Origin of the sequence: Geothermobacter hydrogeniphilus (assembly GCF_002898515.1) — a bacterium.
Lineage (GTDB): Bacteria > Desulfobacterota > Desulfuromonadia > Desulfuromonadales > Geothermobacteraceae > Geothermobacter_A.
In genome coordinates, this window is record NZ_PPFX01000014.1 from 37,248 (window position 1) to 56,027 (window position 18,780).

Sequence of the window (18,780 nt, forward strand, 5' to 3'; positions counted from 1 at the left end):
CCGCAATGACTTCACAGAAAAAAACGGTGCGCCTCAAGGTTTCCCCCGAGGTGGCCCGTGTCGTCGACCCTAAAGCCCCCCGTGAACTGCAGCTGTCAGCGGCCCGGGGGGCCTTGCCGTTAAGCGGCAGGGACCTGGTGACAACCCTCTTCTTCCTGGCTCACGGCAAAGACCGGGATATCCGTCGGTCGGCCCTGCAGACTTTCCGCGCCCTGCCGGGCAGCATACTGCAGCCGGTCGCTCTCGATGCCGGTGCCCATCCGCAACTGCTTGACTTCATGGCGCGTTATCATCTTCATGATTTGGCGCTGATGGAGATTGTCCTGACCCATGCCCAAATCAGCGATGAAACCCTGACTTATGTCGCAGGACGGGCGACCGGAAGCGTGCTTTCGCTGATTGCCAACAACGATGAGCGGCTGATTCGCGAGCCTGAGATCATCAACGCGATCTTTGCCAATCCCGATGCCGACAAAGCGGTCAAGTTTCGTCTCGGCTGGAAAGATCCCGAGGCGGAACCAACCGCAGAGGAGCAGAAACAGCGGGAAGATCATGCCGCCGACATCGAAGAGCTGGATGATGAGGCCAAGTCGAAATACCAGTTGGCACTCGAGTTCGGTGTTTCGGAGAAGATCAAGGCGGCGCTGACCGGTGACAAGGAATGGCGCAATCTGCTGATCAAGGATTCCAACAAGCTGGTCTGTTCGGCGGTGATCAAGAACCCGCGCATCACCGAGGGGGAGATCCTCATGGTGGCCAAGAACCGCAGTGCCCACGAAGAGCTGATCCGCCTGATCAATCTCAACCGTGAATGGGTCAAGAATTACGAAATCCGCCGCGCGCTGGTGATGAATCCGCGCACGCCGTTGCCCAAGGCCCTCCGCTATATGAGTACTCTGACCGACAAAGATATCAGGGAGCTCTCCAAGAGCCGAAATGTAACCCAGGTGATCGTCAATAATGCCCGGCGGATGATCATGGCGAAGGAAAAGAAGAAATGACGAAGAATGCCGTTACAGAGTTTCGGGTCGGTATCCTGACCCTGTCCGACAAGGGAGCGCGGGGGGAACGGGTTGATGAAAGCGGTGAGATCCTGCGGGAGATGGCAGCCGAGTTGGGACCTGTCTGCTGCTACGAAATGATACCTGATGATTTTTCCCTGATTGTCGCCACCCTGCGGGACTGGGCGGACAACCGCAAACTTGACCTGCTGCTGACCACCGGAGGCACCGGTCTGAGTCCCCGCGATGTCACCCCCGAGGCGACCCTGGCGGTGATCGATCGTGAGGTTCCCGGCATGGCCGAGGCGATGCGAGCCGCGAGCCTGGCAAAGACGCCGCACGCGATGATTTCACGGGCGGTGGTCGGTCTGCGCGGGACGACGTTGATTGCCAACATGCCGGGCAGCCCGAAAGCGGTACGGGAAAACTTTGCCGTGCTGTTGCCGGCTCTGCCCCATGCCCTGGCCAAGCTCAAGGGTGACCCGAGCGACTGCGCCCGCTGAATGTTGATCCGGGCAAAGATTTCCTCCCCACCATCCGAAAAGAGACTATGAGGGTTGCGGCAATTCACCATGTTGTTGATGGAGACTGACCATGGAACGGAAAAAAGTCCTGCTGGCGGATGACGTAGAACTGTTTCTGGAGCTGGAAAAGACCTTTTTCCGGCGTGAACAGGTCGATCTGCTGATTGCCCGCAATGGCGTTGAAGCGGTCGAGTTGGCCCGTCGGGAAAAGCCGCACCTGATATTCATGGACCTGTTCATGCCGGAGATGAATGGCGATGCCGCCTGCCGTGCCATCAAGGCCGATCCGGAACTGGCGGATATCCCGCTGCTGATGGTGACCCACGGCGGGCGTGAGGCCGATCTCGAACGCTGCCGGGCGGCGGGTTGCGACGACCTGTTGCTGAAACCGATCAACCGTCATCAGTTCGTCGACGCGGCCAGCCGTTACCTTCGTTTGAGTGAGCGCCAGGCACCGCGGGTCGATGCCCGGCTGCAGGTGCGTTACGGCGAGGGACTGGAGCGGGAATTGACCGACTACAGCCTCAATATCAGTACCGGAGGAGTCTTCCTGGAAACCACCAATCCACTGCCGCCCGGTTCACCCCTCTCCCTTGAATTCAATCTTCCCCAGCGCTCCGAACCGATCGTCAGCCAGGCTCGGGTCGCCTGGATCAACGATCCGAAACGAATCACCAAGCCCCATTTGCCGCCCGGCATGGGGGTGCAGTTTCTCGATCTGTCTCTCGCCGATCTGCAGGCCGTGCGGGATTTCGTACAGACCGCGTTCTGCAAAACCTGATTCCGTCTCTCCGTCTCTTTCCCGGAAAGTTTTCCCCTGGCTCGGCTTTCCACGCCGTCCCGTCGTCCCGGCCCTTTGCTCCCCGCCGCTTTTGGTTTCCCTGGATCAGAGGGTACATTGTCGGCGAACAGTACAAGTCATTGGCCTGCCTGCGGTTTTCAAAAATCACCGGCGAACCTATAGGTGCGTCTTAGATTTTTGAAAACCTCATTCAGACCAAGCACATGCACTCTTCATCCGACATGAACCCACTGATTCAGGGTTTCGCCTTGCTGTGGCTTGATAGATTACCAAAAAAGTTTCAAATCCAATCATTATTTTTTGACCTGGGTCAATTGCGTAAATCGGAATGGCTGTTAATGTTTACAAATGTGGTTAAGCACATTCCTGTCTTGTACCGATAACCCCTTTAAAGAAGTTTGAACGCCCCGCGGGGCCAACCCTTCCCAGGAGGAAAACGATGAAGAAGAGTGCGATTGTATCAATTCTGGCCATGCTGACGGCGTTGTTGTTCTGCGGCGCCTTCACCGCTACGGCCAAGGACCGGATTTCGAAGCAGACGGCCGAATGTCTGGAGTGTCATTCTTCGACCACGACCGGTATTGTCAAACAGTGGGAGAAGAGTGCCCACTGGAGTTCCGGGGTCGGCTGTTACGAGTGTCACAAGGCTGAAAAGACCGATGCCGACGCCATGGATCACTACGGTTTTACCGTGGCGATCATCGTCTCTCCGCGTGACTGCGGCCAGTGCCATGCCAAGGAAACCGCCGAGCAGGAGGCCAGTCATCATGCCAAGGCCGGTGACATTCTCAATACCAAGGACGGCATTCTCGGTCAGACCGTCGGCGGTGAACCGGCGGTCGCGGTTGCCTGCCGCCAGTGTCATGGTTCCATCGTCAAGGTCAATGCCGATGGCACCCTTGATACCAGTACCTGGCCCAATACCGGTATCGGCCGGGTCAATCCGGATGGTTCCAAGGGGACCTGTTCCGCCTGTCACACCCGCCACCGTTTCAGCAAGGAACAGGCCCGCCAGCCGGAGACCTGCGGCAAGTGTCATCTCGGCCCCGATCATCCGCAGAAGGAGGTTTACGAGGAGTCCAAGCATGGCATTCTCTACCGGGCCTTTAAAGATGATCTGAACATGGACAAGTCGAAGTGGGTCTCCGGTGAAGATTATTTCGATGCCGCGACCTGCGCCACCTGTCACATGAGCGCCACCCGCAACCAGGGCGTGACGCATGATGTCGGCACCCGGCTTTCCTGGAATCTGCGGGCTCCGGTTTCCAAGCGGACCGCCAACAGCCCCGAGAAACTGAAGGCGATGAAGGACGTCTGCTCATCCTGCCATGCCGGTCCGTTTGTTGATGGGTTCTACAAGCAGCTGGACGAGTTTGTCGAGTTCTACAACAACAAGTTCGCTATCCCGGCCAAGGAAATTCGCGCCCTGCTGATCAAGGAAGGTGTGCTGACCAAGGCCAACTTCGACGACAAGATCGACTGGATCTACTGGGAACTCTGGCATCATGAAGGCCGTCGCGCCCGTCACGGTGCCGCCATGAGCGGTCCTGATTACGCCTGGTGGCACGGCATCTACGAAGTGGCCAAGCACTTCTATACCGAACTGCTGCCCGAGGCCAAGGAAGCCTGCGAGAAGGCCGGCAAGCCCGAGGTCTACGAGCAGATCATCGCCAAGTATATCGATGGCCGTAAGGAGCACGAGTGGTACACTAAGGGCTTTGACAAGAAGCGCATCGAAGAGATGAAGAAGTATTACCAGGATCGCTACCAGCAGAAAGTCGACTGACAGCGAGCCACAACAGCAGGGGCGACCGGGAGACCGGTCGCCGTTTTTTTCATGAGAGGACGAAGCCATGCCGGTCAGTGGAGTTGTTATCAGGATCGACGCCGCGCGAGACAACGAAGTCATCGAGAAACTGAACTGTCTCCAAGGGGTTGAAGTCATGATGGAACGTACCGAGGGAAAGCTGGTAGCCGTGATCGACGCTCCTGACTTCGAGGTCCAGGAAGAACTGACCCGGAGCATCCGTGAGATCGACGGGGTCGCGGACCTGACCCTCGCCTATCACAATTTTGAAGATATGGTCGACGCCTGAAACGGGCGGCGATTGCGTGGAGAAAGGATCGGGATATGACACTCAAACGAAGAGAATTTATCAAGGGAGCCGCGGCGGCCGCCGCCCTGTCGGCTGCCGGCCTGCCGGTCAATCTGCTTCTGGCGGACCGGGCTGCAGCTGCCGACGACGGCTTGACTTGGGGCAAAGCCCCCTGTCGTTTTTGCGGTACCGGTTGCGGGGTGTTGGTCGGCACCCGGAACGGCAAGGTGGTTGCGACCCGTGGCGATGCCAAGGCACCGGTCAACAAGGGGCTTAACTGCATCAAGGGTTACTTTCTTGCCAAGATTCTTTATGGCCCGGACCGGTTGACCAAACCGTTGTTGCGCAAAGGGGACAGGTTCGTCGAGATTTCCTGGGACCAGGCCCTGGATACGATTGCCGACAAGCTCAGGAACACCATCCGGACCTTTGGTCCGCAGGCGGTCGGCATGTTCGGTTCCGGTCAGTGGACGATCCAGGACGGCTATGTCGCCGCCAAGTTTATGAAAGCCGGTATCGGCAGCAACAGCATAGACCCGAACGCCAGGTTCTGCATGGCCAGCGCTGTCGCCGCTTTCATGAAGACCTTCGGTTCGGATGAACCGATGGGCAATTACGATGATCTTGACCTCGGCGACACCTTTTTTCTCTGGGGCGCCAACATGAGCGAGTGCCATCCGATCCTCTTCTCGCGCATGACCGCCAACCGGGTGAAAAATCCCAACGTGAAAATCATCGACCTGGCGCCGCGTTTCTCGCGCACCTCCCAGGAAGCGGATATGTACGTCGCCTTCCGGCCGCAAACCGACCTGGCGCTGGCCAACGGCATTGCCCATGTCATAATCCGCGACAAGCTCTACGATGAGAAGTTCATTGCCAAGAACGTGGTCTTCAAGAAGGCGAAAACCAACATCGGCTACGGTACCGAGGACCGTTTCAAGTTCAAGGACAAGGAGGAGATGATCGACTTCGCGGCCTACAAGGAGATGATCGCCGAGTATACGCCGAAAAAAGTCGAAGAAATTTCCGGTGTTCCGGCGGCCAAGGTGGCAGAACTGGCCCGCCTCTATGCCGATCCCGGGCGTAAGGTCTGCTCCTATTGGACCATGGGGTTCAACCAGCATGTGCGCGGCACCTGGGTCAACCAGCTGGTTTACAACCTGCATCTTCTGACGGGGAAAATTTCCCAGCCGGGGCAGGGGCCCTTCAGTCTCACCGGCCAGCCCTCGGCTTGTGGTACCGCCCGTGAAGTCGGCACCTTCGCCCATCGTCTGCCGGCCGACATGGTGGTGATGAAGAAGGAGCATCGTGAGAAAGCGGCCAGGATATGGAATGTCCCGGTTGCGAAGATTCCCGCCAAGCCTGGGTTCCATGCCACCGAGATGCTGCGGGCGCTCGATCGCGGCGACATCCGCTTCCTGTGGGTGCAGTGCAACAATCCCTTCCAGGCTGCCCCCAACGTCGATCGATTCCGCAAGGGCGCGCGCAAGCCGGGACGCTTCGTCGTTGTTTCGGACGCCTATCCGACCCGCTCCACCGAGGTCGCCGACCTGATTCTGCCGACCTCCATGTGGGTCGAGAAAGAGGGCATGTTCGGTAACGCCGAGCGCCGCACCCAGCACTGGTTCAAGCTGGCCGACGCTCCCGGCGAGGCAAAGGAGGACCTCTGGCAGATTATCGAGGTGGCCAGGCGCATGGGGCTCGGCAAGCTGTTCGAGTACCCGGAAGACAAGCCGCTGCACCAGTCGCTGTTCGAAGAGTATCGCCAGTTCGGTCTCGGCACCGGCAAGGATCTCGCTCCCTACGAACTCTATCAGAAGGAACGCGGGGTGATCTGGCCTTACATCAACGGTAAGAGCGTCCGGTGGCGCTACAACGAGAAGTACGATCCCATGGTTGACAAGGGGGCCGGTATCCAGTTTCACAAGGCCAAGAAATACGGCAAGCGGGCGGCCATCTATTTCCGTCCCTACGAGCCGGCCGCCGAGCCGCCCGATGCCGCCTACCCCTTCTGGCTCTGTACCGGCCGGGTGCTGGAGCATTGGCATACCGGCACCATGACCCGCCGGGTTCCGGAACTGCACCGCGCGGTACCGGAGGCCCTCTGCGAGCTGCATCCCGAGGATGCCGGAGAACTGGGGATCAGGAATGGTGACCGCATTCGTCTCACCACCCGCCGCGGGCAACTGGAACTCAAGGCCAGCGTCGGGGGCCGCGGTGTACCGGGACGGGGCAGCGTCTTCGTCCCCTTCTTCGATGAGGAGAAGATGATCAATAACCTGACCTTGGACGCCTTCTGCCCGATTTCCAAGGAACCGGATTACAAGAAGTGCGCGGTCAAAGTCGAAAAAGTCTGATGTCGGAAGAACGGGGACGAGCCGTGACAAACGGGGTGCGTGCCACCCTGGCCGGTGCCGCGGCGGGCTACCTGCTGCTGCGTTCCGGGTCCGGCTATGCCTGGCTGCTGCGGCCGCCGGGAGCGGTCGAGGAACAGGAGTTCCTGCGCAAGTGCATCCGCTGCGGCCGTTGCGCCCAAGCCTGTCCCTATCGGGCGGTCGAGATGGGGCGGCTCGATGCCGGCATCGCTCTCGGTACACCGGTTATCCGGGCGCGAAAAAATCCCTGTCGACTCTGTGCCGACCTGCCCTGCGTCAAGGCCTGCCCGAGTGGCGCTCTCGACCCGCAGCTGCAGGATGCCGCCAAGACCCGCATCGGCACCGCGGTGCTGGTCGAGCGGCAGGAGTGCCTGTCGCTCAAGGGACTGCGTTGCGAAGTCTGCTATCGCGCCTGTCCGCTGCTCGACAAGGCGATCACCATCGAGAATTATCTCAACGCCCGTACCGGTCGCCACGCGATCTTTGAACCGGTGGTTCACAAGGAGTACTGCACCGGTTGTGGCATCTGTGAACAGGCCTGTGTGCTGGAGCGACCGGCAATCGTAGTCGGCCCGCTGCAGCCTCCGTCGGAGAGTCTCTATGAAGGTTAATCGCTGGACTCTGGCGCGGCGAGTGGTGCAGTTGACGGTGATAGGCCTGCTGTTCACCCCATGTCTCGGCTGGGGACTGTTCCAGGGCAATCTGCAGTCAGCTTCGCTGCTCGGGCTCAAGTTCTCTGATCCCCTGGCCGCCCTGCAGGTGCTGTTGTTGACCGGTACCGTGGCGCTGCCGCTGCTTGGTGGGGCGCTGTTGGTCCTCGGTGGTTACGGACTGCTGGGGGGCAAGACCTTCTGTGGCTGGGTCTGCCCGGTCGGACTGACGACCGATTTGCTCGAATGTCTGCCGAGTACGCGCCGGCTCCGGGTCTGGCCCCTGCGGGGAAAGCTGATTGCGCTGCTGGTGGTACTGCTGCTCAGTCTGACGCTGAAAATACCGGCATTCGAAACCATCTCTCCGATCGGCATCCTCAGCCGCGCCCTGAGCTTTGGGCCGTCAAGTGCTCTGTTGCTGATGGCGGTGATTTTACTGGTGGAGGTCCTGCTGGTCAGGCGTTTCTGGTGTCGCAGCCTCTGCCCCCTGGGAGGATTCTACAGCCTGGTGGGGCGGGTCAGCCCGCTGCGCATCGGTTATCGGGTCGAAGCCTGTACCCATTGTGATCGTTGCCGCAGGAGCTGCTTCGTTTACGAGGTGCTGGACGCGCCGCTGGTCGAGGGGACGAGCCATGTTGTCTCCGGAGAATGTACCCGTTGCGGTGCCTGCCTCGATGCCTGTCCGACCGGTGCTCTGAACATGAGATTTCAACATCCTCTCAAATAAGGAGAATACGATGAAAACTATCCTGACTCTGATTTCATTCCTGCTGTTAGCGCTGTTCTGGGGCTGCCAGACTGCGCAGCCGACTGCGCCCGCGGTGTCTGATTCAAGTCTTTCCGTACCGGCGGGGTCGACTGGAAATCCCCCCCTGATTCCCCATGATGTTGCTGCCGATGAAGGCGGTGATACCTGCCTCGGTTGTCATCGCGACGGCGACAATGGAGCCCCAAAAACAGAGCATCCGCAGTATGTCGACTGTCGCCAGTGCCATATCCCTGGGACCGGTGACGTGAAGCCCTTCTCGACAAGCTATTAACAACGGGCTGCTGCATGGGATAATATAAAAGTTGGCTTTCTGTCGAGTTTGGTTCGGCCCGTCACAAAAGGAGTTGCCATGGCTGATCAACGCTGCAGTCGCTGTCACATGCTCTACCCGGAGGAGGAACTGCTGATCCGGGAAGACAATGGTGAGCCGGTTTGTGCCGACTGTTCGGGTCTGCTCGCCGGTGAGGATCTCAGTTGTCGTTATGACGAGGACGGCTGAACCCGTTTCCTGATTGCTGTCCGCGTCATCCATCACGCCGACCTTTTTCCGGGGCCGGCGTTCTTTCTGTCAAAGTGTATACAGCATACGTTTTCCATCCACAAGATTCTGTGGATAGGGGTGTTGACAACTGCTCATTCCGGCTGTAAGTGCATTCAGAAAACGGCGGAAATAGCGAATTGCCTAGAAAACCGGCAGTACCTAAGGTCTGCGATAAATTGCAATTATTAAAGAATCACTATATTTATAAAGTCACTACTGTCCGGTTAATAGCTGAATAAATTCAGCTGGTTATCGACTTGAGGGTCTTGAATTTGCTTAAGAGCATCCGTAACTAGCGATAAAATGGACTTTTTCTCAAACAAATTGACCTCCAGAATCTGTAGAAAAGTGTAGAGCTGACACGGGATGTCGAGCTTTTTCTTGGCGATCACCACCAACAGATAAATGCTCAGCGCTACCCAAATCTGGCTCTTCACCGCATTGATCGACGTGCCGTAAAACGACTTGATTCGCAGGTGCCCTTTGACCCATTTGAAGAACAACTCGACCTGCCAACGTTGCTTGTAGATTTCGGCAACGGTTGTCGCAGGAATAGCGAAATTGTTGGTCAAAAACACCAGACGCTTGTTTCGTTCTTTGTCAACATAACTGACCCGACGAAGCTTTTCGGGGTAGTCCTTTTTCGACTTGTAGGTCACCAGGGCGATGGTCTGGTCGGCTCTGACACCGCCATCCTTGTCTTTGGCTGCTGAATACAGTCGCTTGAAGCGCAAGTTGTCCTTGGCCCTGATCACGAAAAAAGCACCCTGTCGATGAAGCGCATAGAGCCGCGAGAAATCCGTATAGGCCTTGTCCATGGTGTAAATGGCATCTTCCGTCACCGGTAACGCGTCGAGCATACGGACATCATGAACCTTGCCTGTGGTGACGGCGACATAGGTCGGGATCGTTCCCCGCAGGTCAAGCAGCGTGTGCATTTTCACAGCCGCCTTTGTCGTTCGAAACTCTGCCCAAGGGAACAGGGACAGGCACAAATCGATGGTCGTTGAATCGAACGCATACAGTGGCTGGTCCAGTTCCAGGGCAAAAGGATCGTCGCAGTAAAGCTGCTGGGCCATGCGGATCAGGACATGGCCGAAGTCCTGAAAGATACGCCAGTCTCGACGTTCGCAGGAGTCTGCAAGAGTTGACCGGGAAACGGAACCACGAAAGCCAATGTGATAGAGCTTCTCCCGGTGTGAATTCAGGCAGGTTTCAATATCGCGCAGGCTTTCACCATAGGCAAGGCACAAAAACTGGTCGAACGTCGAGAATGTTCTGGCTCTGTAATCACCACGGTAGCGACGAACACACAAGTTGAAGTCGTGCCGAGGCAAGAACTGCAGCAGTTGCCGAAAAACGGTTTTGCCTGAATTCATCGATACCTCCTGCGATAACGAGAGGTATCTCCCCACATCGGTGGAGTGAATTCAAATCGAAAACGGAACAGTTATGTCAAAGAACAATTATTTTCAGCCACTTACGAGATTGACTGATTTTTTAACCGGACAGTAGTGTTATAAAGTCATTGAAAAATTGCGTAATTGGCGTTGACATACGGCTGACGGGCTTGTCAGAATACGTCCGGTCCGACAGCCTGTGCTGCCGGTTCCGGATGGTTTGCCCTGAAAGGAAGAAGCGATGCGTATCACACCGGCAACAGAATTGACTGATCGTTTTCAGCAGCTGCAGGAACTGATGCTGAAAGAGAGCCTTGATGCCGTGATCCTGGCCCAGAACGCCGACCTGTTTTATTTTACCGGCGCCACCCAGCAGGGGCTGCTCTATATCCCGGTTGACGGGGAACCGCTCTACCTGGTGCGCAGGGATTTCGGCCGGGCAAGGATGGAATCGGGACTTCGGCACCTGGTGCCGTTGCGCAGTCCCCGTGATCTTCCCGGTATCCTGGCGGATTTCGGCTACGCGGCGCCGAAACGGGTCGGGCTGGAATTCGATGTATTGCCGGTTGCGTTTTTTCGTCGCCTGGAAAAGGTCTTGACCGGGTGTGATTTTCGAGATGCCACGCCCCTGATCCGCCGGGTTCGCGCCGTCAAGTCGGATTACGAGATCACGATCATGAAGGACGCGGCGTTGATCGCTGACAAGATTCACCAGCGTGCCGCCGAGGTCATCCGCGAGGGTATCACCGACCTGGAGTTGGCGGCGGAGCTGGAATTTCATGCCCGCAAGGAAGGCCACCAGGGCTATATCCGCATGCGTGGGTTCAACAGTGAAATCTTTTTCGGTCATGCCTTTTCCGGTCCCGACAGCGCGGTTCCGACCGGCAGTGATACCCCGCTCGGGGGGATGGGGCTGAATCCTTCCTTTGCCCAGGGCGCCAGTTACAAGAAGATCCGTTCTCAAGAGCCGGTACTGGTTGATTTCGTCAGCTGTTTTGACGGTTACATGGTTGATCAGACCCGGCTGTTCTGCATCGGCGGACTCGATCCGAAACTGGAGAAGGGGTTTGCCGACATGCTGCAGATCCAGCAGCTGCTGATGGAGCAGGCACGCCCCGGTGTCGCCTGGGGGGCAATCTACGATACCTGCCTGCAGGCGGCGCGGCAGCTCGGGTACGGTGATCACTTTATGGGGGCCGGCGACGCCCGGGTGACTTTCATCGGACACGGGGTGGGGGTGGAGCTGGATGAATATCCCTTTATCGCCCGCGGTTTCAACGATCAGCTGCTCGAAGAGAAAATGACCTTTGCCTTTGAGCCGAAAGTTGTTTTTCCCGGCCTCGGCGCCGTCGGCATCGAGAACACCTTCTGGGTTTCAGGCGACGGGTTGAAATCCTTGACCTACTCCGATCAGTCACTGCGGATTCTCTGATCCTACTCTGCCGGGCATTGATCTGCCTGCTCCGGGTTCCGCCAGCAACGACTCTGCCAGTTATAGTGTTCGCGCGGGCGAAAGCTGTCCTTGTATGCCATCCGTTCCGACCCCGAGACGAAATATCCCAGATAGTAGTAACGCAGGCCGAGTTGTCGCGTGTAGCTGATTTCGTGCAGCACGCTCAGGGTCCCGAGACGCAGGTGACTGAATTCGGGATCGTAGCAGAAGTAGATACTGCTCAGGGCTTCACTGCTGCGGTCGAGGTAGCCGATGCCGATCAGCCGTCCGTTGAGCCGATATTCACTCTGCAGAACCGGTCCTGAAGGGAAATAGAAATGCATCAGGAAGCTGTCCCGGTCGACCTCTTCTCCGAAACGCCGCAGGGAATGCTCCCGGTAGATTTCGAAAGCGCGTTCTGTGATGCGCAGCGGCCCGAAACGAACGTCGACGCAATGTCCTTTTCTCTCCACCCGCCGTTGGCCGCGTGACGGTCGAAAGTCGGCGACGGGCACTCGCACCGGAATGCATTGTCGGCATCCGGGACAGGCCGGCTGAAAAAAATAGGGACCGAATTTGCGCCATCCCCGTGTCAGCAACCGGTTCAGTTCCTCCGCCTTGATGTTCCTGGCCAGAAACGAGAGGGATGATTTCGGTCGACCGGGAAGATAGGGGCAATCTTCAGGGATTTCACAGCTGGGGTTCTGGAGAATCTGCATGATAACCAACATTAGCACAGTTCGACGCACCGCATGCTGCGGCGCTTGCAATTCGGGGTGGAGAGATTAGGCTTGAATAACAAACGGTATCTTGTTGCCGACGGGTCAATTCTCTCACTGAAGGAGATGCGGATATGAAGGGTCTGATAAAAGTTCTGGTTGCCGTGCTGGTCGTTGTCGTCGCGGCGTTTGCCGGCGTGCTGTTTTATGTCGACACGATTGCCAAGAAGGCGGTTGAATACGGTGGCAGTCAGGCTCTCGGGGTGCCGACCAGTCTGCAGCAGATTCATATTTCGCTGTTCGGGGGCGAGGCCACCCTCACCGGGCTGCAGGTTGCCAACCCGCCCGGTTTCAGCGGAGATAAATTTCTCAGTCTCGGCACCGGTGAAGTGGCTGTCTCGCTCGGATCGTTGACCGGCGACACCATTCGCATCCCGAAGGTGCGCCTCGCCGATATCGTCGTCAATCTTGAGCAGGACGGCAAGAAGAACAATATCCAGCCCCTGCTGCGAAATGCCAAGGCCGCTTCCGGCGGTGCTTCTTCGGGGCGAAAAGCACCCGCGGCATCCGAAGGGAGCGGCAAGAAATTCATCGTTGATCGTTTCACCATTGAAAATGTCAGGGTCACTGCCCAACTCGCGGCTCTCGGCCAGTCCTCGAAAATCAACCTGGTGCTGCCGAAGATTGAGTTGAAGAATCTCGGCGCCGACAAGGGCGGCATGCTGATGGAGGAGATGATCCAGAAGGTGGTGCAGGCGATTCTCGATGCCGCGGCCAACAGCAGCGGCAGCCTCTCGCCGATGCTCTCCAACCTGCTCAAGGGCGAACTCAAGGGGCTCGACACGATCAAGACCGAGGTGATCGGCAAGGCCGGGGTCGAGGTGGAGAAGGCTGCCGCCAAAGTCCAGGAACAGCTGGACAAGGTCCAGTTGCCCGCCGGTGATTCGGACCAGGTGCAACAGGAAGCCGACAAGGTCCTGAAAGGGGTCAAGGGCCTGTTCGGCGGCAGCAAGTAACGGCGAACGACCTTGCGGAGTGCGGTCCCGGAAAGATGATTCCCCGGTTGCCGGAAAACCGGCGAACTGTCAGTCTCCGGGGGTGTGTTCCATTGCTGTCCGCAACCTGTTCCGCAGGGCATGCAGGTCGGGGCTGATCGATACCTTGTAGCGGTGAGGATTGGTGGTTCGCAGGGTTCCGCTCGGCAGGGCGAGAAGGCCGGTCCGGCACCGTTCCGCGAGGCAGGCGAGGGGTTCGGTCGGCAGCAATTTCTGTCCGTTGTTCATCACCGTCTGCCGTAGATCGCGGATGGTCAGGTCCGGTTCCAGTGTTCGACTGCGGGCCGGGTTGGTCGGATCGAAGACAGTCGTTCCCGCCGTTGGTTTTTCCCCCGGACGGGTCAGCACATCCTGCACATGACGCCCCTCCGCGGTACTCAGACGCCACAGGATCTTGCGTCCCGGCAGGGTCGCCTTGGTGATGTCGGCGGTCAGTTTCATCTTTGGCCGACCGTTGATTTCAACCAGCTTGTAGACGCCTCCCAGGGCTCCGCCCCCCTTTCCGGCGCAGGTTGCCAGCCGGGTACCGACTCCGTAGATATCAATGCAGCCACCCTCGTCGCGAATGGCGTGAATCACCTCTTCGTCCAGTTCGTTGGAGGCGACGATCCTGACCTCCGGGAAACCCGCTTCATCCAGCATCCGCCTGGCCTGTCGACTGAGCCAGGCGAGATCCCCCGAATCGAGCCGAATGCCGAGCAGTTCGTGTCCCTTGGCGCGCAGTTCCCTTGCCACCCGGATGGCGTTCGGCAGCCCGCTGCCGAGGGTGTCGCAGGTGTCGACCAGCAGCACGCAGTTGTCGGGAAAGGCTTCAGCGTAGGCGCGGAAGGCGCTCAGCTCGTCGTCGAAGGCCATGATCCAGCTGTGGGCGTGGGTTCCCCTGACCGGCAGTCCGAACTGTTTGCCGGCCAGCACGTTGCTGGTGCTGCCCACCCCGCCGATGCAGGCGGCGCGGGCTACCGACAGGGCACCGTCCGGTCCCTGGGCGCGCCGCAGGCCGAACTCCAGAACCGTACTCTCTCCGGCGGCCAGGCTGACGCGGGCCGCCTTGGTGGCGACCAGGGTCTGGAAATTGATGATATTGAGCAGGGCGGTTTCAACCAGTTGCGCCTCAGCCAGGCCGGCTTCCACGGTCAGCAGCGGTTCGTGGGGAAAGACGATGCTGCCTTCCGGCGGCGCCAGCACCCGGCCGCGAAAACGGAAGTCGCGCAGGTAGGCGAGGAAGGGTTTGTCAAACAGCTGCAGCGAGGCGAGGTAGCCCAGATCCTCCTCGCTGAAGGAGAGCTCGGCCAGGTAATCGAGGGCCGGGCCGAGCCCGGCGAAAACGGCATAGCCGCCGCCATAGGGAAGATCTCGGAAAAAGAGATCGAAGACTGCCGGGCGTTCCGCCAGCCCCTCCCGCTGGTAGCCGGCCAGCATGGTCAGCTGGTAAAGGTCGGTGAGCAGGGCTGAGGGTTTCATGACAACTCCTTCGATCGTCAGTTGAGCTGTTGATCGATGGCCCGTAAGCCTTCGAGGGCGCCGCAGGGCAGACCGATGTGCGGCGGGCGGATATGGGCCTCGCGCGGGTTGATGCGGATCACCCCCGCTCCCGGACGGGCGCCGAGCCTTTCGCTGAGGTGGCGGATGGTGGGGATGGCGGTTCCGGCGCCCATTTCGACCACCGCCAGCCGCCGGTCGCGGTGCTGGTCGCAGAACAGATCGAAACGCATCTGCTGGCCGTGGCTGCGCTGCGGCAGCCAGGAACAGTCGCCGAACATCAGGATGTTCGGTCGCGCCGTGCCGCCGCAATGGGGGCATTGTGGCACCCGGTCGGCGCGCATCGAGTCGAAGTTGACCGCTATCTCTTCCCGGTTCGGCCAGATCGCGTTGCCGCAGGGAATCAGGCACTGCAGGTGATGGATGGAGCCGTGCACTTCGAGAATCTGCTCCTCGGCGAACCCTGCTTTCTGGAACTGGCCGTCGACATTGGAGGTAACGACAAAGGTGTCGAGATTGAAACGCGCGGCCCAGGATCGCAGGAGGTCGAACCCGGCATGCGGTTCGGTTTCGCGGTAGAGGTTGGTGCGGTGACCATAGAATCCCCAGCCGAAGGCCGGGTCGCGTTCAAAATGCTCCGGGTTGGCGGCGCCGACAAAGTTGATGCCGAGGTGTCGGTACATGGGGTAGGCGTTCCAGAAGCCATGGTCGCCGCGGAAGTCGGGCAGGCCCGAGTCGACACCCATGCCGGCCCCGGCGGTGATGACCAGCGCCTCGGCCTTCCGCAGGATTTCCGCCGCTTTCTGAACTGCTTCCGTCATCGTGCGCTCCCGTTTAGGTTCCTGATCAGATGGCCACCCGAACCGGTTGCGGATCGAGCAGGCGGATCACATCGGCCGCGGCGATCTCGACCAGGAATCCGCGTTTGCCGCCGTTGAGGTAAATGGTTTCGAGGTTCGTAATACTCTCCTCCATGTAGACCGGCATCTGTTTTCGGGTGCCGAACGGGGAGGTGCCGCCGACCAGGTAACCGGAATGCCGGTTGGCGACCTCCGGCGCGCAGGGCTGGATCGATTTGCAGCCGATCGTGCGTGCCAGCTGCCTGGTCGAGACTTCCCTGTCGCCGTGCATCAGGACGATCAGCGGCTGCCGTCGTTCATCCTCCATGATCAGGGTCTTGATCACCCGGTGTTCATCGATCCCCAGTTCCCGGGCCGAGACGGCGGTGCCGCCTTTCTCCTGGTAGCTGTAGAGATGCGGGATGAAGGTGACCCGGTGCTGTTTCAGCAGGCGGATGGCCGGGGTGACGGGGGGCTTGATTTTCGCCATGGATTATCCCCTGCTTTGAAACCAGGAGAGAATCAGCAGCAGCTGGCTACCGACCAGAACCAGCAGGCTGACGCCGCCGAGAACCTGGAACAGTCTGTTCGTGGCGTGCCGCAACTGCCAGCTCATCGGCAGCAGCAGCCCGAAGATCACCCCGCCGATGACGCCGCCGGCATGTCCGGCGTTGTCGGCCCCGACCAGCAGCCCGAAGATAAAGGCGAACACCGCCCATTGCAGCATGAAGTTGCGGCGCTGAATGGACCCGGGATCACCGAGACGGTGATAGTGGACGGCGGCAAAGCCGATCAGGCCGAAGATCGCGGACGAGGCGCCGACCACCGGTGCCAGGGGATGCCAGAGATAATCGGCCCAGGAGCCGGTCAGGGCACAGAGGGTGTAGAGTGTCAGGAAACGTCCGGGTCCGAGTTCGCTTTCAACCAGCGGACCGACCTGGTAGAGAACCACCATGTTGAAAGCGAGGTGGATCAGCCCGGCATGGGTGAAGGCGTAGCTGATGCAGCGCCACCATTCCCCCTCGCCGAGGACCAGTGGCCAGTACTGGGCGCCGGCATGGATCAACAGGTAGCCGTCGGGGGAGAGCAGTGGGCGCAGCCCCTGTCCGGCAAGCAGCCCCTGGGTGATCATCAGGACAAAAAAGACCAGGTTGGCAAGGATCAGCGTCCGGCTGACCTGAATCGATGTGGTCGGTAGTTCGCCCCGTTTGAGGTTTCGCAGGGCGCGCTCCCAGCGCATGGCACGCCACTGCCAGCGGGGGGTGTTGAGGCCGAGAGCGCGAAAGATTTCGGTCAGGTCCATGAGGTTCCTTCTGCTTGAGTCGTTAGCACTATGACAAAAAAGTGGCCGCTCTTCAAGCCGCGGCATACGGGAACGGTGGTTTCTGGTATTCTGGAAGACATGAAGGTCCCCGCTCTGTCGTTACTGTTCCTGATCCTGTTTTCTTTCTGCCGACCGGGTCCGGTTATGGCCGCGCCGCTGGTGGATGAAGTTCGCGAACAATTGCGTTTCCTGCTGGAAGATGCCGCGCCGGCCGTTGAATTGCCGGGTATTCGGCAACTGCTTGTGAATCCGCGCCTGCGGCAATTCTATCGGCAGCGGAACCATGTTCCCGCCTGGATGAACAATCTCGGCCTGACCACCATGGCACACCAACTGCTCGATGTGTTGCGTGCCAGTGGCGACAAGGGGTTGTGCAGTGATCATTACCACCTGCAGGAACTGGAGCCGCTGGTTCGCTACGAGGCCGATTCCCTGCGGGCCGGAGTTCTGTTCGATGCCCGTTACCAGGCGCTGATCGACCTGTTGCTGACCGATGCCTACTTCGGATACGCGGTCGATATCTCCGGGGGCAGGATACCACCGGTTGCCGGTCAACGCCGCAAGGGACTCGATCGTCTCATTCCCTATCTTGAGAAAGCCCTCGGCAGCGGACAGATAACCGCCGGCCTTGAACGCCTGGAACCGCGTCAGCCCGGCTATCTGGCCCTGCGCGATGAACTGCAGCGTTTGCGGGCGCTCTCCGCTTACGGCGGTTGGCCGACGGTTCCGGCGGGCGAGGTGCTTCGTCCGGGGATGCGGGATGAACGGTTGCCGGTGTTGCGCAACCGGCTCTTTTTCGGTGGTGATCTGCAACCCTACGCGGCCTGGGATGAGAAGAACTACGGACCGGAAACGGAGCAGGCGGTCCGCCGTTTCCAGTTGCGACATGGTCTGCGCGAGGACGGCGTGCTGGGGACGATGACCCTGGCGGAGCTGAACCTGCCGGTCGAGGCGCGGATTCGCCAGATCAGTTACAACCTGCAGCGTTGGCGCAGCGAGCCGGACAGCTTCGGCGGACGCAGTCTGCAGGTCAACATCGCCGCCTTCCGGCTGGACGTGGTTGAGAACGGCGAGACAGTGATGAGCATGCCGGTGGTGGTCGGCACCCCCTATCGCAAGACGCCGAACTTTTCCGCGCAGTTGCGCTACCTGGAGTTCGCCCCTTTCTGGTACGTGCCGAAAACCATTCTGCGTGAGGACAAGCTGCCGATCATCCGCCGCGACCCCGGCTGGCTGACCCGCCATCACTACGAAATTCTTTCCTGGGTCGGCAAGGGGGAGCGCCTGCTCGATCCGGAAAAACTTGACTGGTCGAAAATTCACGCCGACAATTTCCCCGGCATACTGCGTATGCGCCCCGGTCCCTGGAACCCTCTCGGACGGGTCAAATTCATGTTCCCCAACCGCTACGCGGTCTACCTGCACGATACCGATTCCCCTCAGCTGTTTGATCGAAACGCCAGACTTTTCAGCTCGGGCTGCATCCGTGTTGAACGTCCCCTCGACCTGGCTGAATACCTGCTGCAGTCACTGGATGGCTGGGATTGTGACCGGATTCTAGCGGCGATGAACGGCGACCGGACCCTCAAGGTCGATCTTCTGGAACCGATCCCGGTTCATATCTTCTACTGGACGGCCTGGGTCGACAGCGCCGGCCGCGTGCAGTATCGCTCGGATATTTACCAGCGTGACGCCGACCTCGAGATCGTCTGGGAAAAGCGGCTGCCGCAACAGGACCAGGCACCGCAACTGGCAGGGCAGTAAAACCTCGAAC

At 59.3% G+C, this 18,780-nt stretch carries 19 protein-coding genes; 13 read left to right on the plus strand and 6 right to left on the minus strand.

Annotated elements, in window-relative coordinates:
• Nucleotides 1-5: 5 nt before the first annotated feature.
• The 10 genes from C2E25_RS07840 (at nt 6) to C2E25_RS17485 (ending at nt 8,716) form a co-directional block, all read left to right on the plus strand.
• Nucleotides 6-1,001 (plus strand): hypothetical protein, encoded by a 996-nt coding sequence (locus tag C2E25_RS07840; RefSeq protein WP_103115206.1) that lies wholly within the window; start codon nt 6-8, stop codon nt 999-1,001.
• Nucleotides 998-1,504, plus strand: coding sequence for a MogA/MoaB family molybdenum cofactor biosynthesis protein (locus C2E25_RS07845; protein ID WP_103115207.1), 507 nt, complete (start codon nt 998-1,000; stop codon nt 1,502-1,504). Before C2E25_RS07840 ends, C2E25_RS07845 begins: the two co-directional genes overlap by 4 nt.
• A gap of 91 nt (nt 1,505-1,595) precedes the next feature.
• Entirely contained in the window at nt 1,596-2,306 is a 711-nt protein-coding gene (locus C2E25_RS07850) for a TIGR02266 family protein (RefSeq protein ID WP_103115208.1), read from the plus strand.
• A gap of 460 nt (nt 2,307-2,766) precedes the next feature.
• Nucleotides 2,767-4,113: a multiheme c-type cytochrome gene (locus tag C2E25_RS07855; RefSeq protein ID WP_103115209.1), complete on the plus strand. Its 1,347-nt coding sequence runs from the start codon at nt 2,767-2,769 to the stop codon at nt 4,111-4,113.
• Nucleotides 4,114-4,180: 67 nt separating this feature from the next.
• Entirely contained in the window at nt 4,181-4,423 is a 243-nt protein-coding gene (locus C2E25_RS07860; RefSeq protein WP_103115210.1) for a chaperone NapD, read from the plus strand.
• A 35-nt stretch (nt 4,424-4,458) separates the two neighbouring features.
• The gene (locus C2E25_RS07865) at nt 4,459-6,780 is read left to right on the plus strand and encodes a molybdopterin-dependent oxidoreductase (protein WP_103115211.1); all 2,322 of its coding nucleotides are present in this window, start codon (nt 4,459-4,461) and stop codon (nt 6,778-6,780) included.
• Nucleotides 6,780-7,409 (plus strand): 4Fe-4S dicluster domain-containing protein, encoded by a 630-nt coding sequence (locus C2E25_RS07870; protein ID WP_103115212.1) that lies wholly within the window; start codon nt 6,780-6,782, stop codon nt 7,407-7,409. Before C2E25_RS07865 ends, C2E25_RS07870 begins: the two co-directional genes overlap by 1 nt.
• Complete coding sequence (locus tag C2E25_RS07875; protein ID WP_103115213.1) at nt 7,399-8,175, plus strand: NapH/MauN family ferredoxin-type protein; 777 nt, start codon at nt 7,399-7,401, stop codon at nt 8,173-8,175. Before C2E25_RS07870 ends, C2E25_RS07875 begins: the two co-directional genes overlap by 11 nt.
• A 10-nt stretch (nt 8,176-8,185) precedes the next feature.
• On the plus strand, nt 8,186-8,488 hold the full coding sequence (locus tag C2E25_RS17295; RefSeq protein ID WP_146032921.1) for a hypothetical protein: 303 nt from the start codon (nt 8,186-8,188) through the stop codon (nt 8,486-8,488).
• A gap of 78 nt (nt 8,489-8,566) precedes the next feature.
• The gene (locus C2E25_RS17485; RefSeq protein ID WP_158247185.1) at nt 8,567-8,716 is read left to right on the plus strand and encodes a hypothetical protein; all 150 of its coding nucleotides are present in this window, start codon (nt 8,567-8,569) and stop codon (nt 8,714-8,716) included.
• 266 nt (nt 8,717-8,982) lie between these two features.
• Here the strand turns inward: C2E25_RS17485 and C2E25_RS07880 are convergent, their stop codons facing one another.
• The gene (locus C2E25_RS07880) at nt 8,983-10,137 is read right to left on the minus strand and encodes an IS4 family transposase (RefSeq protein ID WP_103115214.1); all 1,155 of its coding nucleotides are present in this window, start codon (nt 10,135-10,137) and stop codon (nt 8,983-8,985) included.
• A gap of 262 nt (nt 10,138-10,399) precedes the next feature.
• Here C2E25_RS07880 and C2E25_RS07885 point away from each other — a divergent pair, with 262 nt between their 5' ends.
• Nucleotides 10,400-11,590, plus strand: a complete 1,191-nt coding sequence (locus tag C2E25_RS07885; RefSeq protein WP_103115215.1) for a M24 family metallopeptidase — start codon at nt 10,400-10,402, stop codon at nt 11,588-11,590.
• 2 nt (nt 11,591-11,592) lie between these two features.
• Here the strand turns inward: C2E25_RS07885 and C2E25_RS07890 are convergent, their stop codons facing one another.
• The gene (locus C2E25_RS07890; protein WP_158247186.1) at nt 11,593-12,309 is read right to left on the minus strand and encodes an arginyltransferase; all 717 of its coding nucleotides are present in this window, start codon (nt 12,307-12,309) and stop codon (nt 11,593-11,595) included.
• Nucleotides 12,310-12,443: 134 nt separating this feature from the next.
• Between C2E25_RS07890 and C2E25_RS07895 the strand changes: the two genes are divergently transcribed.
• The gene (locus tag C2E25_RS07895; protein ID WP_103115217.1) at nt 12,444-13,325 is read left to right on the plus strand and encodes a hypothetical protein; all 882 of its coding nucleotides are present in this window, start codon (nt 12,444-12,446) and stop codon (nt 13,323-13,325) included.
• Nucleotides 13,326-13,394: 69 nt separating this feature from the next.
• Here C2E25_RS07895 and C2E25_RS07900 read toward each other — a convergent pair whose 3' ends face one another.
• Genes C2E25_RS07900 through C2E25_RS07915 form a run of 4 tightly spaced genes read right to left on the minus strand, consistent with a single transcriptional unit; the run spans nt 13,395 to nt 16,985 of the window.
• Nucleotides 13,395-14,825, minus strand: a complete 1,431-nt coding sequence (locus C2E25_RS07900) for a nicotinate phosphoribosyltransferase (protein WP_103115218.1) — start codon at nt 14,823-14,825, stop codon at nt 13,395-13,397.
• Nucleotides 14,826-14,842: 17 nt separating this feature from the next.
• A complete protein-coding gene (locus tag C2E25_RS07905; protein ID WP_103115219.1) occupies nt 14,843-15,664 on the minus strand; it encodes an SIR2 family NAD-dependent protein deacylase in 822 nt (273 codons plus the stop codon).
• Between the two features lie 25 nt (nt 15,665-15,689).
• Nucleotides 15,690-16,172 (minus strand): Cys-tRNA(Pro) deacylase, encoded by a 483-nt coding sequence (gene ybaK, locus C2E25_RS07910; protein ID WP_103115220.1) that lies wholly within the window; start codon nt 16,170-16,172, stop codon nt 15,690-15,692.
• Nucleotides 16,173-16,175: 3 nt separating this feature from the next.
• Entirely contained in the window at nt 16,176-16,985 is an 810-nt protein-coding gene (locus C2E25_RS07915; protein WP_103115221.1) for a rhomboid family intramembrane serine protease, read from the minus strand.
• 30 nt (nt 16,986-17,015) lie between these two features.
• Here C2E25_RS07915 and C2E25_RS07920 point away from each other — a divergent pair, with 30 nt between their 5' ends.
• On the plus strand, nt 17,016-18,770 hold the full coding sequence (locus C2E25_RS07920; RefSeq protein ID WP_103115222.1) for a L,D-transpeptidase family protein: 1,755 nt from the start codon (nt 17,016-17,018) through the stop codon (nt 18,768-18,770).
• The last annotated feature ends 10 nt before the right edge of the window (nt 18,771-18,780 follow it).

Coding starts and splice junctions, on each gene's coding strand:
- C2E25_RS07840 (WP_103115206.1), top strand. CDS start 6: ATGACTTCACAGAAAAAAACGGTGCGCCTCAAGGTTTCCCCCGAGGTG.
- C2E25_RS07865 (WP_103115211.1), top strand. CDS start 4,459: ATGACACTCAAACGAAGAGAATTTATCAAGGGAGCCGCGGCGGCCGCC.
- C2E25_RS07890 (WP_158247186.1), bottom strand. CDS start 12,309: ATGCAGATTCTCCAGAACCCCAGCTGTGAAATCCCTGAAGATTGCCCC.
- C2E25_RS07875 (WP_103115213.1), top strand. CDS start 7,399: ATGAAGGTTAATCGCTGGACTCTGGCGCGGCGAGTGGTGCAGTTGACG.
- C2E25_RS17485 (WP_158247185.1), top strand. CDS start 8,567: ATGGCTGATCAACGCTGCAGTCGCTGTCACATGCTCTACCCGGAGGAG.
- C2E25_RS07860 (WP_103115210.1), top strand. CDS start 4,181: ATGCCGGTCAGTGGAGTTGTTATCAGGATCGACGCCGCGCGAGACAAC.
- C2E25_RS07920 (WP_103115222.1), top strand. CDS start 17,016: ATGACAAAAAAGTGGCCGCTCTTCAAGCCGCGGCATACGGGAACGGTG.
- C2E25_RS07895 (WP_103115217.1), top strand. CDS start 12,444: ATGAAGGGTCTGATAAAAGTTCTGGTTGCCGTGCTGGTCGTTGTCGTC.
- C2E25_RS07855 (WP_103115209.1), top strand. CDS start 2,767: ATGAAGAAGAGTGCGATTGTATCAATTCTGGCCATGCTGACGGCGTTG.
- C2E25_RS07845 (WP_103115207.1), top strand. CDS start 998: ATGACGAAGAATGCCGTTACAGAGTTTCGGGTCGGTATCCTGACCCTG.
- C2E25_RS07900 (WP_103115218.1), bottom strand. CDS start 14,825: ATGAAACCCTCAGCCCTGCTCACCGACCTTTACCAGCTGACCATGCTG.
- C2E25_RS07915 (WP_103115221.1), bottom strand. CDS start 16,985: ATGGACCTGACCGAAATCTTTCGCGCTCTCGGCCTCAACACCCCCCGC.
- C2E25_RS07905 (WP_103115219.1), bottom strand. CDS start 15,664: ATGACGGAAGCAGTTCAGAAAGCGGCGGAAATCCTGCGGAAGGCCGAG.
- C2E25_RS07870 (WP_103115212.1), top strand. CDS start 6,780: ATGTCGGAAGAACGGGGACGAGCCGTGACAAACGGGGTGCGTGCCACC.
- C2E25_RS17295 (WP_146032921.1), top strand. CDS start 8,186: ATGAAAACTATCCTGACTCTGATTTCATTCCTGCTGTTAGCGCTGTTC.
- C2E25_RS07850 (WP_103115208.1), top strand. CDS start 1,596: ATGGAACGGAAAAAAGTCCTGCTGGCGGATGACGTAGAACTGTTTCTG.
- ybaK (WP_103115220.1), bottom strand. CDS start 16,172: ATGGCGAAAATCAAGCCCCCCGTCACCCCGGCCATCCGCCTGCTGAAA.
- C2E25_RS07885 (WP_103115215.1), top strand. CDS start 10,400: ATGCGTATCACACCGGCAACAGAATTGACTGATCGTTTTCAGCAGCTG.
- C2E25_RS07880 (WP_103115214.1), bottom strand. CDS start 10,137: ATGAATTCAGGCAAAACCGTTTTTCGGCAACTGCTGCAGTTCTTGCCT.